Here is a 12,886-nt window from a genome sequence, read left to right on the forward strand (position 1 = left end):
CTTGACAGTTTTTAAAACACAGTCGCTTCTTCCAGCGTAAACTTGACATTATCTTCGATCCACTTACGACGTGGTTCGACCTTATCACCCATGAGGACATTAACACGACGTTCTGCGCGTGCTAAGTCTTCAATCGTGACACGGATGAGGGTACGAGTTTCTGGGTTCATGGTTGTTTCCCAGAGTTGGTCCGCATTCATTTCACCAAGACCTTTGTAGCGTTGGAGGGTAGCGCCTTTGCCGAACTGCTTGCGAAGTTCTTCTAGCTCGCCATCCGTCCAAGCGTAGGCCACTTCTTCTTTCTTGCCTTTGCCTTTAGACATCTTGTAAAGTGGAGGAAGGGCGATATAGACATGTCCAGCTTCGACTAGCGGACGCATATAACGATAAAAGAAGGTTAAGAGAAGAGTTTGAATGTGGGCCCCGTCGGTATCCGCATCAGTCATGATAATGATCTTGTCATAGTTAGCATCTTCAAGAGAGAAATCTGCTCCTACACCAGCACCAATTGTATAAATCATGGTGTTGATTTCTTCGTTTTTCAGGATATCTGCCATCTTAGCCTTAGCTGTATTGATAACCTTACCTCGAAGTGGCAAGATAGCCTGGAACTTGCGGTCACGACCTTGTTTGGCAGATCCACCGGCAGAGTCCCCCTCGACCAAATATAACTCGTTCTTAGCTGGATTCTTTGACTGGGCTGGTGTTAATTTACCTGAAAGCAAGCCCTTGTCTTTCTTATTTTTCTTACCATTACGACTCTCATCACGCGCCTTACGTGCTGCTTCACGAGCATCGCGAGCCTTGATAGCCTTACGAATGAGATTGGAAGCCAGTTCACCATTTTCCATAAGGAAGAAGGTCAACTTATCAGCCACAATCCCATCCACAACTGGACGAGCAAGGGGACTTCCTAGTTTATCCTTAGTCTGTCCTTCAAACTGCAAGTGTTCTTCAGGAACGAGAATTGATAGAACTGCCGCTAATCCTTCACGGTAATCGGATCCTTCAAGATTTTTATCCTTTTCTTTGAGAAGACCCGTCTTACGGGCATAGTCATTCATAACCTTGGTAATGGCTGACTTAAGTCCTGTCTCGTGCGTTCCACCGTCTTTGGTACGGACGTTATTGACAAAGGACAAGATGTTATCTGAAAATCCATCATTGTACTGGAGGGCTACTTCTACTTGGAAACCATTGTCTTCCCCTTCAAAGTAAAGCACTGGTGTCAAGGTTTCCTTGTCTTCGTTGAGATAGGAAACAAAGTCCTGCACCCCATTCTCATAGTGGAATTCGATAGATTCATCTGTTCGTTTGTCTGTTAATGACAGGGTTACATTTTTTAAGAGAAAGGCTGACTCATTAAGACGCTCTGAAATAGTATTGTACTTGAAGTCTGTCGTAGAAAAGATACTAGCATCCGGCATAAAGGTCACTTTAGTACCTGTATTAGACTTAGGTGCTGTTCCAACCTTTTCAAGAGTTGTTACTGGTTTCCCACCATTTTCAAAACGTTGCTTGTAGACTGCACCATCACGCGTAATTTCCACTTCCAGCCAACTAGAGAGGGCATTCACAACAGAAGATCCAACCCCGTGGAGACCACCAGAGGTCTTGTAACCACCTTGTCCGAATTTTCCCCCAGCATGAAGGATAGTAAAGATAACCTCAACTGTCGGAATCCCCATAGCGTGCATACCAGTTGGCATCCCACGCCCATGGTCTTGAACCGTTAAACTACCGTCTTTATTAATCGTCACATCGATGCGATCACCAAATCCAGACAAGGCTTCGTCAACCGCATTATCCACGATTTCCCAGACTAGGTGATGAAGTCCAGCACCGTCTGTCGATCCGATATACATCCCTGGACGTTTACGGACCGCATCCAACCCTTCTAGCACCTGGATGGCGTCATCATTATAATTGTTAATATTGATTTCCTTTTTTGACACAAGGAACCTCCTATTTGTTCATCTTTTCTATTTTACAGGTTTTCTAAGGATTTTGCAAAGTTTTTCTAGTTAAAAAGCCTATTCCCAAGTCCTTTTTAGCAAAAAATCGTCCATCTTCACCAAAAAAAGAAACCAAGACAAAATCTTAGTTTTCTTTTCCTTTAATTTGGCTAGTAGCCACATCTTCGCCAAACCATTTCTGGCTGATTTCTTGGAATTTTCCTTCTTGATAGAGCTCGACAAAAGCTTTATTCAAATTTGCTAACAAGGTCTTATCAGCTGGTCTTACTCCAACTGCAAAGGATTCACTCTCAAAACCAGCTGGGAAAATCTCATACTGGTCTAAAATTCCTTCAGTTTTAAGATAATAGTTGGCATAAACACGGTCAATTAGAAGGGCATCAATCCGATCATTTGGCAAGTCAATCAAAGCTTCATTAAAACTTTGATATTGGTTGGCTTTTTGATCTTTTACGATATTTTTCAAAAAGTCAGGTTGCGCTTCAAAGTCCAGATAACCCGAAGAACCTGCCTGAGCCCCCAAAACCTTACCTTTCATATCAGACACTAAATGGATATTTTGAGTTTTCTTAGAAACTAAAACCTGCTGATTTTCCATGTAAGGAATGGTGAAAGCAACCTTCTCACGGCGTTCATCCGTCGCAGAATATCCATTCCAAATTGCATCAATGGTCCCATTTTGAAGTTCTGTTTCCTTCATATCCCAATCAATGGGTTGGAACTGTAGCTTGAACCCAAGTTTTTCAGAAACGGCTTGGGCTAAATCAATATCAAATCCAACATATTGCCCATTCTTTTCTTCAAATCCCATAGGAACAAAAGTATTGTCAAATCCTATGGTAATTGTTCCTTGTTGTTGGTATTTTTCCCAATTATCTACTTTAGGATTGCTAGCTTTTTGTGTGCATCCTACCAGGAAAAAAGCCAGAAAGAATACCAAAACAAGGCTGATTTTCTTTCGATTCATAGACACCTCCTACTTAGGCTCTACTTTGAGAATCTGATCAGCAATATTCTCTGCAAACTGGAGATCGTGGGTCACGACAATCTGAGTCATACCTAAGTCTCGATTTTGTAAAATCAGTTTTTCAACCTCGAGACGTAACTCTGGGTCAAGGGCTGAAGTTGGTTCGTCATAACCAATTACTTCTGGATCGATCATCATAGCGCGTGCTAAGGCAACCCGTTGCTTTTGACCACCGGATAATGAGTATGGATAAGCATCTGCGTGTGCTTCAAGACCTAGACGAGTTAGTAATTCTACCGCCTTCTTCTTAGCATCTACTTCAGACATCCCCATAGTCTTGATTGGCGACAAAATCAAATTTTCCATAACGGATAAGTGAGGAAAAAGCTGAAAATCTTGAAAAACAAAACCTAACAAGTGACGCTTTTCAAGTTCATCCAAAGGTAGGGATTCTCCATTATAAAAAATCTCACCTGAATCAATGGTTTCAAGTCCAGCTAACATTCTAAGCAAGGTAGTCTTCCCACCACCAGAAGGTCCAACGATGGCCAAAATTTGCTTTTCAGGAATTATTAAACTGAAATTGGATAAAATTTCTTTTTTTCCAAATTTTTTGCTAATATTTCTTAACTCTAACATGGATAACCTCCTATCTATAGTAGCTGAACTTCTTCTCAAGTTTCTTAGCTAAAATCGTAACGATACCAATCATAAGAAGATAGATAGCGCCTGCTAGAAACATCGGAATTAAACTAGCATCACGATTGGCTGCAGTACGACTAGCTAGGATTAAATCTGAAATACCGAGTGCATATACCAAAGAAGTATCCTTAACCAAACTCATAACCTCGTTAAATACACTTGGTAGGACAATCTTGGTCACCTGTGGCAAGATAATGTAGCGAACGGTATCGATAGGATTGAATTTTAAAACTTTCGCTGCCTCATATTGCCCCTGAGGAATGGTTGCAATCCCACCCCGGAAAATTTCAGCAAAGTAGGCTGCATAATTAAGCGTGAAGGCAATAATGGCTGCTGGTACTCGGTCAAGGCGAATTCCGATACTTGGCAGAACATAGTAGATAAAGATTAACTGCAAGAGCAAGGGTGTTCCACGCATCACCCAAATATAGATGTCAATCATGTAATGGAGGGGTTTCCAATGGACCTGTAAGCAAAAGGCAACCAAAATGCCTAAAGGGATTGAAAAAAGTAAGACCAATGCAAAAACTTGTAGAGTCATTGTTGCACCGCTCAATAAACTTGGTAATATCTCAAATAAGTAAGACATATTCCACCTCCTAAAAATAATTGTTCCTATTATAGCATAAATAAACACAAAATCAAGGATTTTCAGAAATTTCCATGAATTTTTAAAACTTTAGCCTTTATTTTTGAATAAAAATGGTACTAATGATAAACTTATCAACTTTGACAAAGCATCAGATGTCACAGCTAGTAAACAGATTCAGTTTCGTTTCTCTCCTATTTCATGGTATAATAGAAACATGATGACAATAGTATTATTAATTTTAGCTTATTTATTAGGTTCAATCCCTTCAGGACTGTGGATTGGACAAATCTTCTTTAACATCAATCTAAGAGAACATGGATCTGGTAATACTGGAACGACCAATACCTTCCGAATCCTAGGCAAGAAAGCTGGAATGGCAACCTTTGTAATTGATTTCTTTAAAGGTACTTTGGCCACTCTACTTCCACTCATCTTCCATGTACAAGGAGTTTCACCAATCGTCTATGGGCTTTTAGCAGTCATTGGCCACACCTTCCCAATCTTTGCCAAATTCAAGGGTGGCAAGGCTGTCGCTACCAGCGCAGGAGTTATTTTTGGATTTGCTCCTCTCTTTTGCCTCTACCTTGCAGTCATTTTCTTTGGAATCCTTTATCTTGGAAGTATGATTTCTCTCTCGAGTATCTCTGCTGCTATTGCTGCGATTATTGGAGTCCTTCTATTTCCTCTCTTTGGATTTATCTTGAGTAGTTATGACCTACTTTTTACTTTAATTATTATTGGTCTTGCAAGTCTAGTAATTGTACGCCACAAGGACAATATCAAACGGATCCAAAATAAAACAGAAAATCTCATTCCTTGGGGACTTAACATAACACACCAAGAACCAAAAAAATAAAACGTCAGTTTCAACTGACGTTTTTTTATGCTATTTAGACTTGATATAGTTGATACCATCTGCCTTCGGCGCAACAGCTTTACCAAAGAAGGCAGCGAGGACGACAATAGTCAAGAGATATGGTGCGATTTGCAAGTAAACGGCTGGAACTCCTTGCAAGAAAGGAAGTTGAGAACCGATAACTGCCAAACTTTGTGATAGTCCAAAGAAGAGACTTGAAAGCATAGCACCAACAGGATTCCATTTACCAAAAATCATAGCTGCAAGAGCGATAAATCCAGGTCCAACGATCGTCGTAACTGAGAAGTTAACGGAAATTGACTGAGCGTAAATAGCTCCACCGATTCCTCCAAGGAAACCTGAAATCACAACTCCAAGATATCTCATCTTGTAAACATTGATCCCCAAAGTATCTGCTGCTTGTGGGTGTTCACCAACTGAACGAAGGCGAAGCCCAAAGCGAGTCTTAAAGAGGATAAACCAAGCTAGGAATGAGAAAGCAATTGCTAGGTAACCTAGTAGACTAGTTGACTTGAAGAAGATATCTCCGATAACAGGAATATTAGCTAATACCGGAAAGTCAAAACGCCCAAAAGTTTGCGTTAAGTTATCGGTTTGTCCCTTATTATAAAGCACCTTTACCAAGAAGACTGCCAAGGCTGGCGCCATCAAGTTAAGTACGGTACCACTGACAACATGGTCTGCACGGAAATGAACTGTAGCCACTGCGTGAATAAGTGAGAAGACAGCTCCGACTAAACCACCAACTAGGAGAGCCAACCAAGGAGTTAGTGCTCCCAAATCTTGAGCAAATTCAAGGTTAAAAACAACTCCAGAAAAGGCACCCATGACCATGATTCCTTCAAGACCAACGTTAACAACTCCACCACGTTCGGAGAAAACTCCTCCGATACTTGTGAAAATAAGTGGTGCTGCATAAATCAACATTGAAGAAACCATAAGGGTTAACATTGTTGTAATCGACATCCTTATTTACCTCCTTTAAGTTGTTTTCTTGGTTTGACAAAGCGTTCGATAATGTAGTGAACGCTGACAAAGAAGATAATTGAGGCTGTAACGATACTTACAAGCTCAGATGGTACTTGTGCAGCATTCATACCAGGAGCTCCAACTTGAAGAACACTGAAAAGGAAGGCTGCAAATAGAATTCCAACTGGTGAGTTTGAAGCAAGTAGACTTACTGCCATACCGTTAAATCCGATTGCTAATGATGAACCTTGAACGTAGACGTTTTGGAAGGTACCAAGTCCTTCTACTGCGCCACCAAGACCTGCAAGGGCTCCAGAAATAATCATTGATAGAATAATGGTACGTTTGGCTGAAATACCTGCGTATTCAGAAGCATTTGGATTGAGACCAACTGCACGGATTTCAAAACCGAGAGTTGTCTTCTTAAGCAAGAACCAGATAACTGCAACTGCTATGATAGCAAAGAAAATCCCGATATTCATACGAGAGTTTCCTGTTAACTCAGCAAGCCAAGGTGTTTGGTAAGTTGCATTGGCACTAACACGAATAGAAGAATCCGTACTCTGCATAATTTCTTTAGGGAAGTGGTGGATAAAGGCATTTCCCACATAAAGAACTATGTAGTTCATCATAATGGTTACGATAACCTCAGATGTCCCAAGGTAGGCTCTTAAAATACCAGGAATGGCACCAACAATTCCTCCCGCAACTAAGGCGATTACAATCGTTGCAAGAATCATCAATGGTCGTGGTAAATCCGGGAAAGAAAGAGCGAACCAGCCACTCATAACCCAGCCTGCGAGAGCTTGTCCTGGAAGTCCGACGTTAAAGAAACCAGCACGACTTGCAACTGCAAATCCAAGAGCAATCAAAATCAAAGGTCCCATGGCACGGAAGATTTCACCGATTCCTCGAACGCTACCAAAGGCGGTGTAGAACAGTTCTTCATAACCCCAGATAGCATCGTAACCGAAAATCCACATGACGATGGCTCCGAGTAGAATTCCTAAAATAACAGAAATCAAGGGAACCGAAATTTGTTGTAATTTTTTAGACATCACTCTTCTCCTTTTCCAATTCACCACCAGCCATCAAGACTCCAAGCTCTTGCTTGTTAGTTGTTTCTGGCGTTACAATCCCTTGAATCTTACCATCATGGATAACAGCAATTCTATCAGAGACATTTAGAATCTCATCTAGTTCAAAGCTGACTACGAGGACAGCTTTTCCATTATCACGTTCTTGAATCAAGCGTTTGTGAATGTACTCAATGGCACCGACGTCCAAACCACGAGTTGGTTGGCTGACGATGAGGAGATCAGGATTTCGATCAACTTCACGAGCGATAATTGCTTTTTGTTGATTTCCTCCAGAAAGAGCTGAGGCTGGAACGATCTCACTAGCAGCACGTACATCGAATTCTTGCATTAATTGCTTAGCGTACCCGATGATATTGGTGTAATTTAAGATTCCCTTCTTGCTAAGAGGTTCCTTATAGTAGGTTTGAAGAGCAATGTTCTCAGAAATCATCATTTCCAAGACCAAACCATCACGGTGACGGTCTTCAGGAACGTGGCCCACACTCATTTCTGTAATTTGGCGAGGGTGTAAACCTACGATAGACTGGCCTTTCAACTCCACACTACCAGACTCAATCTTACGGAGTCCAGTGATAGCTTGGATTAATTCTGACTGTCCATTACCATCAATCCCGGCAATACCGACAATCTCACCCGCTCGAACATCGAGAGAAAGATTTTTTACTGCAGGAACTCCACGGTTTTCATTGACTACCAAATCTTGAATTGATAGAACGACTTCTTTAGGTTGAGCTGCTTGCTTCTCTGTCTTAAAGGAAACAGAACGCCCTACCATCATTTCTGCCAAGTCAGCATTGGTTGCTCCTAAAATCTCTACTGTTTCAATAGATTTACCACGACGGATAACTGTAACACGGTCAGATACAGCACGAATCTCATCCAGCTTATGGGTAATCAAGATAATTGATTTACCTTCTTTGACCAAGTTCTTCATGATAGCCATCAATTCATCAATTTCTGATGGCGTTAAAACGGCAGTCGGTTCGTCAAAGATAAGGATATCAGCTCCACGATATAGTGTCTTTAGAATTTCGACACGTTGTTGAGCACCGACAGAGATGTCTGCTACTTTGGCGGTAGGATCCACAGCAAGACCATAACGATCCGATAGTTCGTTAATTTCTCGAGTTGCCCGAGCAATATCTAGGACACCATTTTTGGTTAATTCGCTTCCTAAAATGATATTTTCAGCAACAGTGAAAGCTTCTACCAACATAAAGTGCTGGTGAACCATTCCAATTCCTAGACTAGCTGCTTTTGACGGAGAGTCTAGTTTTACAACTTGACCGTTAACCACAATTTCACCACTAGTTGGTTCTAGAAGCCCTGCTAGCATGTTCATAAGAGTGGACTTCCCAGCTCCATTTTCTCCTAAAAGTGCATGAATTTCACCTTTACGAAGTTCAAGGTTAATCTTGTCGTTAGCAACAAATTCACCAAAAACTTTGGTAATTTCACGCATCTCAATGACATTTTCGTGTGTCATGTGCTCTTCCTTTCAGAGTTTTATTTTGTTTCAATAAAACCTGCTAAAGAAATTTAGCAAGCTCTATTGAGACAAAACTATTTGTCTCAATTTTTAAAGAAGCGGCCACTGGCCGCTTCCTAAGAAATGACTTCCTTCAATTATTTTTCAGGAACTTTGATGCTACCATCAAGGATTTTAGCTTTTGCATCTTCAACAGCTTTTTTACCTTCTTCAGAAAGGTTAGTTACTGCCAAGTCAACACCTTTATCCTTCAATGAGTAAACGATAACTTGACCACCAGGGAATTCACCTTTTTCAGCCTTGTTTGAGATATCTTGAACTGTTGTTCCAACTTGTTTCAATGTAGAAGCAAGTACGAAGTTAGCTTCTTTACCGTCTTTAGAAGTGTATTTACCTTCATCAACTTGGTCACGGTCTACACCGATAACCCAAACTTTTTCGTCTTCATTTTTACTTTCGTTCAATGATTTAGCTTCAGAGAAGACACCTGCTCCAGTACCACCAGCTGCTTGGTAGATAACGTCTGCACCTGCAGCGTATTGAGCCGCAGCGATTGTTTTACCTTTAGCGGCATCACCAAATGAACCAGCGTAGTCTACTTGTACTTTGATAGATGGGTCAACTGACTCAACACCAGCTTTGAAACCAGCTGCGAAACGAGAAATAACTTCAGATTCCATACCACCTACAAAACCAACTTGTTTAGTTTTTGTAGTTTTAGCAGCTGCTACACCAGCAAGGTAAGCTGCTTCGTTGTCAGCGAAAGTAACGCTAACAACGTTCTTTTGATCTTTAATCACATCGTCAATCAAAACATAGTTTTTATCTGCGTGTTCTTTTGCTGCTTCTTCAACAGCGTTGTGAAGGGCAAAACCAACACCAAAGATCAAGTTGTAGCTTCCAGCTGCTTGGTTCAAGTTGTTAGCGTAGTCAGCTTCACTTGTTGATTGGAAGTAAGTAAAGCCATTATCTTTTGAAAGATTGTGCTCTTTACCCCAAGCTTGAAGACCTTCCCAAGCTGATTGGTTAAATGATTTATCATCAACACCACCTGTATCTGTAACGATAGCTGCTTTAGTCTTCACATCAGAAGAAGATGAAGCTGCGTTACGAGAAGAGCGATTACCACATGCAGCAAGTCCAAATGCTGCTACTGCAACTAGACCAAGGCCTAGCCATTGTTTTTTGTTCATTACTGAACCTCCTAAATAAGATGCGCAACAAAGTTGCAAGTATGGATTGATTGGTCACAAGGACCTTGTCACTCAAGGAGTGACGCAGACTAATGCAAGTCTGTAAAGGAATATGGAAGTAATTCCCCGACCGTCATCTCGACCGTCGTTTTATCTTTGGCGACTAGAGTCACCTTTAGATCTGGTTTAAAAAATTCGACCATGACTTGGCGACAAGCACCGCAAGGCGAAATTGGTTTTTCAGTTTGACCATAGACAATCAATTCTGAAAAGTCTCGTTGTCCTTCAGAAACCGCCTTAAAGATTGCCGTCCTTTCGCCACAGTTGGTCAAGGGATAGCTAGCATTTTCAATGTTAACCCCTGTATAGATACTTCCGTCCTTGGCTACCAATACGGCACCAATTGGAAAATGTGAATAGGGTACATAGGCGTTTTTACTAGTTTCAATCGCTAAATCAATCAACTCAGTAGTCGCCATCAGCTAACTCTCCTTTTAAGATTGCTACACCAGAAGATGTCCCGATACGTGTAGCCCCCGCTTCAACAAAGGCAACAGCGTCTGCATACGAGCGAGCTCCTCCAGCAGCCTTGACACCCATATCAGGTCCGACTGTCTGACACATCAATTTAACATCTGGCAGCGTTGCGCCACCTGTTGAAAAACCTGTAGAAGTCTTAACATAATCTGCTCCTGCTTTTTGGGCTAATTGGCATGCCAAAACTTTTTCATCATCTGTCAATAAACAAGCTTCGATAATCACCTTAACAAGCTTATCTCCACTTGCCTCTACAACTGCTCGAATGTCTGATTCAACCAAGTCAGCATTCCCTGACTTGAGAGCTCCAACATTGATCACCATATCAATTTCATCTGCTCCGTTCAGGATAGCTTCTTTTGTTTCAAAAGCCTTGACTGCAGATGTTGTAGCTCCAAGAGGGAAACCTACAACTGTACAAACTTTGACATCTGTCCCCTGAAGACCAGAATGTGCGTAAGAAACCCAGCAAGGATTCACACAAACACTGGCAAAATCATACTCTTTTGCTTCAGACAACAAAGAATCAATTTGTTCTACTGTCGCATCTTGCTTCAAAAGCGTATGATCAATGTATTTATTTAATTTCATATCGTTTTTTCCTTAAATTAGGAGATAATTTCAATGATTTCACGTAATGTTAACGCTTCATCACTTACCTTAATTTTAACATATTTTTGGAAATCTGTAACTAGTTCCGGAGAAATTTTGCCATTTGCATATACTTTTGCGACAATTTCACCTTTTTTGACCGAATCTCCGACTTTCTTCTCGAAAACAATACCAGTCTCGTAGTCAAGTTGATCTGTTTTTACAGCACGTCCAGCACCCAGTCTCATAGCATATAAACCAAACTCCATAGCTGGTAGTTCTGCAATGATACCGTCCTCATGTGCAGGTATTTCTATAACATGAGCAACATTTACAGGGCGATATAAATCCTCTAAATCACCACCTTGAGCAAGAACCATCTCTTCAAATTTCTTAAGAGCCTTGCCATTCTCAAGATGCGCTTTCACTTCCTCGACATTTTTTTCAACATTTGCCAGAGAAAGCATAATCTGGGCTAACTCACAGATAAAGTGGCTAATATCTTGACGTCCTTTTCCTTGAAGAATCTCCAATGCTTCTAGGATTTCTAGTCGGTTACCGATTGCACGTCCCAATGGTTGACTCATATCAGTAATAACTGCTACTGTCTTACGACCTACAGCCTTACCAAGGTTTACCATGGTTTGAGCCAATTCACGCGCCTCATCAACTGTCTTCATAAAGGCACCTTCACCGACTGTAACATCTAGCAAGATAGCATCAGCTCCAGCAGCAATCTTTTTACTCATGACCGAACTAGCAATCAGTGGAATAGTATCAACTGTTGCTGTCACATCACGAAGGGCATAAAGAAGTTTATCCGCCTTAACTAAATGTTCTGACTGACCAATGACTGAGACGCCAATATCCTGCACTTGTTTGATAAAATCATCCTGACTTCGTTCTACTTGAAATCCTTTGATGGACTCTAATTTGTCAATGGTTCCACCTGTATGTCCCAAACCTCGACCACTCATCTTAGCAACTGGTACGTCAAAACTAGCGACTAAGGGAGCTAAAATCAAGGTAACCTTATCTCCTACTCCCCCGGTAGAGTGTTTATCAACTTTAATTCCTTCAATAGCTGATAAATCAAATTCCTGACCTGTCTTCACCATATTCATGGTCAAGTCAGAGATCTCTCTAGTGGCCATTCCTTGGAAATAAACAGCCATAGCAAAGGCAGACATCTGGTAGTCAGGAACGGTTCCTGCCACATAGCCTTCAATTAACCATTGGATTTCACTCGAACTCAGTTCTTGTCCGTCTCTTTTTTTCTGGATTAGATCTACTGCTCTCATTCTTTCACACTTCTAAGGATATAATATCCCTTATCTTTCTTTACAACCTCGCAGTTGCCAAACACTTCTTCCATCTTGTTTTTGGCACTTGGAGCTCCTTGTTTTTTCTGGATAACAATGGTCAAATCACCACCGTCTACAAGATAATCAATGCTTTTCTCGATGATTTCATGAACAACTTGCTTTCCTGCACGAATAGGTGGATTCGAAATCACATGATCAAATTGACCTTCAACTTGCTCATAAATATTGGACTGGAAGATGCTTGCTTGAACTTTATTTCTCACAGCATTTTGCTGGGCTAAATTCAGGGCACGATTATTGATATCCACCATGGTCGCTTGGGCACCATAAGCTTTAACCAAAGACAAGCCTATTGGACCGTAGCCACAACCAACATCAAGGATTTTCTCACCTTCTTCGACATCTAAACATCTTAGCAAAAGCTGGCTACCAAAATCAACCATCTTTTTACTAAAGACACCAGCATCTGTCAAAAAGGTCATCTTTTGCCCAAGTAGCTCAACTCTAAGTTCATGAACATCATGAGCTGCATCTGGGTTTTCTGCATAATACATTTTACTCATAGGAT

At 41.1% G+C, this 12,886-nt stretch carries 13 protein-coding genes; 1 reads left to right on the plus strand and 12 read right to left on the minus strand.

The window, feature by feature from the left end; genetic code table 11:
- Window positions 1-11: 11 nt before the first annotated feature.
- The 4 genes from parE to QM847_RS01840 all read right to left on the minus strand — a co-directional run bounded on the left by parE (window position 12) and on the right by QM847_RS01840 (window position 4,234).
- Window positions 12-1,955 (minus strand): DNA topoisomerase IV subunit B, encoded by a 1,944-nt coding sequence (parE, locus tag QM847_RS01825; RefSeq protein WP_414353417.1) that lies wholly within the window; start codon window positions 1,953-1,955, stop codon window positions 12-14.
- A gap of 145 nt (window positions 1,956-2,100) precedes the next feature.
- On the minus strand, window positions 2,101-2,943 hold the full coding sequence (locus tag QM847_RS01830; RefSeq protein ID WP_414353418.1) for an amino acid ABC transporter substrate-binding protein: 843 nt from the start codon (window positions 2,941-2,943) through the stop codon (window positions 2,101-2,103).
- 9 nt (window positions 2,944-2,952) lie between these two features.
- On the minus strand, window positions 2,953-3,582 hold the full coding sequence (locus QM847_RS01835; RefSeq protein ID WP_414353419.1) for an amino acid ABC transporter ATP-binding protein: 630 nt from the start codon (window positions 3,580-3,582) through the stop codon (window positions 2,953-2,955).
- Window positions 3,583-3,592: 10 nt separating this feature from the next.
- Window positions 3,593-4,234, minus strand: a complete 642-nt coding sequence (locus tag QM847_RS01840; RefSeq protein WP_006153198.1) for an amino acid ABC transporter permease — start codon at window positions 4,232-4,234, stop codon at window positions 3,593-3,595.
- A 217-nt stretch (window positions 4,235-4,451) separates the two neighbouring features.
- Between QM847_RS01840 and plsY the strand changes: the two genes are divergently transcribed.
- Window positions 4,452-5,093 (plus strand): glycerol-3-phosphate 1-O-acyltransferase PlsY, encoded by a 642-nt coding sequence (gene plsY / locus QM847_RS01845; RefSeq protein ID WP_269797118.1) that lies wholly within the window; start codon window positions 4,452-4,454, stop codon window positions 5,091-5,093.
- 30 nt (window positions 5,094-5,123) lie between these two features.
- Here the strand turns inward: plsY and QM847_RS01850 are convergent, their stop codons facing one another.
- The 8 genes from QM847_RS01850 to QM847_RS01885 all read right to left on the minus strand — a co-directional run bounded on the left by QM847_RS01850 (window position 5,124) and on the right by QM847_RS01885 (window position 12,881).
- Complete coding sequence (locus QM847_RS01850; RefSeq protein WP_414353420.1) at window positions 5,124-6,080, minus strand: ABC transporter permease; 957 nt, start codon at window positions 6,078-6,080, stop codon at window positions 5,124-5,126.
- A 2-nt stretch (window positions 6,081-6,082) separates the two neighbouring features.
- The gene (locus QM847_RS01855) at window positions 6,083-7,141 is read right to left on the minus strand and encodes an ABC transporter permease (RefSeq protein ID WP_225750201.1); all 1,059 of its coding nucleotides are present in this window, start codon (window positions 7,139-7,141) and stop codon (window positions 6,083-6,085) included.
- On the minus strand, window positions 7,134-8,669 hold the full coding sequence (locus QM847_RS01860; RefSeq protein ID WP_414353421.1) for an ABC transporter ATP-binding protein: 1,536 nt from the start codon (window positions 8,667-8,669) through the stop codon (window positions 7,134-7,136). Before QM847_RS01860 ends, QM847_RS01855 begins: the two co-directional genes overlap by 8 nt.
- 140 nt (window positions 8,670-8,809) lie before the next feature.
- Complete coding sequence (locus QM847_RS01865; protein WP_269797115.1) at window positions 8,810-9,865, minus strand: BMP family lipoprotein; 1,056 nt, start codon at window positions 9,863-9,865, stop codon at window positions 8,810-8,812.
- An 89-nt stretch (window positions 9,866-9,954) separates the two neighbouring features.
- Complete coding sequence (locus tag QM847_RS01870) at window positions 9,955-10,344, minus strand: cytidine deaminase (protein ID WP_269797114.1); 390 nt, start codon at window positions 10,342-10,344, stop codon at window positions 9,955-9,957.
- Window positions 10,331-10,993, minus strand: a complete 663-nt coding sequence (deoC, locus tag QM847_RS01875) for a deoxyribose-phosphate aldolase (RefSeq protein WP_269797113.1) — start codon at window positions 10,991-10,993, stop codon at window positions 10,331-10,333. The genes QM847_RS01870 and deoC overlap by 14 nt, the downstream gene beginning before the upstream one ends.
- Window positions 10,994-11,010: 17 nt before the next feature.
- Window positions 11,011-12,294, minus strand: coding sequence for a pyrimidine-nucleoside phosphorylase (locus QM847_RS01880; RefSeq protein ID WP_414353422.1), 1,284 nt, complete (start codon window positions 12,292-12,294; stop codon window positions 11,011-11,013).
- Window positions 12,291-12,881, minus strand: a complete 591-nt coding sequence (locus tag QM847_RS01885) for a class I SAM-dependent methyltransferase (RefSeq protein WP_414353423.1) — start codon at window positions 12,879-12,881, stop codon at window positions 12,291-12,293. The genes QM847_RS01880 and QM847_RS01885 overlap by 4 nt, the downstream gene beginning before the upstream one ends.
- Window positions 12,882-12,886: the final 5 nt, after the last annotated feature.

It is taken from the genome of Streptococcus timonensis, from assembly GCF_047463455.1.
Classification (GTDB): domain Bacteria; phylum Bacillota; class Bacilli; order Lactobacillales; family Streptococcaceae; genus Streptococcus; species Streptococcus timonensis_B.

Excerpts from the sequence above, each read along its gene's own strand:
- QM847_RS01880 (WP_414353422.1), bottom strand. The coding sequence starts at position 12,294 with ATGAGAGCAGTAGATCTAATCCAGAAAAAAAGAGACGGACAAGAACTG.
- QM847_RS01865 (WP_269797115.1), bottom strand. The coding sequence starts at position 9,865 with ATGAACAAAAAACAATGGCTAGGCCTTGGTCTAGTTGCAGTAGCAGCA.
- plsY (WP_269797118.1), top strand. The coding sequence starts at position 4,452 with ATGATGACAATAGTATTATTAATTTTAGCTTATTTATTAGGTTCAATC.
- QM847_RS01870 (WP_269797114.1), bottom strand. The coding sequence starts at position 10,344 with ATGGCGACTACTGAGTTGATTGATTTAGCGATTGAAACTAGTAAAAAC.
- QM847_RS01840 (WP_006153198.1), bottom strand. The coding sequence starts at position 4,234 with ATGTCTTACTTATTTGAGATATTACCAAGTTTATTGAGCGGTGCAACA.
- QM847_RS01850 (WP_414353420.1), bottom strand. The coding sequence starts at position 6,080 with ATGTCGATTACAACAATGTTAACCCTTATGGTTTCTTCAATGTTGATT.
- deoC (WP_269797113.1), bottom strand. The coding sequence starts at position 10,993 with ATGAAATTAAATAAATACATTGATCATACGCTTTTGAAGCAAGATGCG.
- QM847_RS01860 (WP_414353421.1), bottom strand. The coding sequence starts at position 8,669 with ATGACACACGAAAATGTCATTGAGATGCGTGAAATTACCAAAGTTTTT.
- QM847_RS01830 (WP_414353418.1), bottom strand. The coding sequence starts at position 2,943 with ATGAATCGAAAGAAAATCAGCCTTGTTTTGGTATTCTTTCTGGCTTTT.
- QM847_RS01835 (WP_414353419.1), bottom strand. The coding sequence starts at position 3,582 with ATGTTAGAGTTAAGAAATATTAGCAAAAAATTTGGAAAAAAAGAAATT.
- QM847_RS01855 (WP_225750201.1), bottom strand. The coding sequence starts at position 7,141 with ATGTCTAAAAAATTACAACAAATTTCGGTTCCCTTGATTTCTGTTATT.
- QM847_RS01885 (WP_414353423.1), bottom strand. The coding sequence starts at position 12,881 with ATGAGTAAAATGTATTATGCAGAAAACCCAGATGCAGCTCATGATGTT.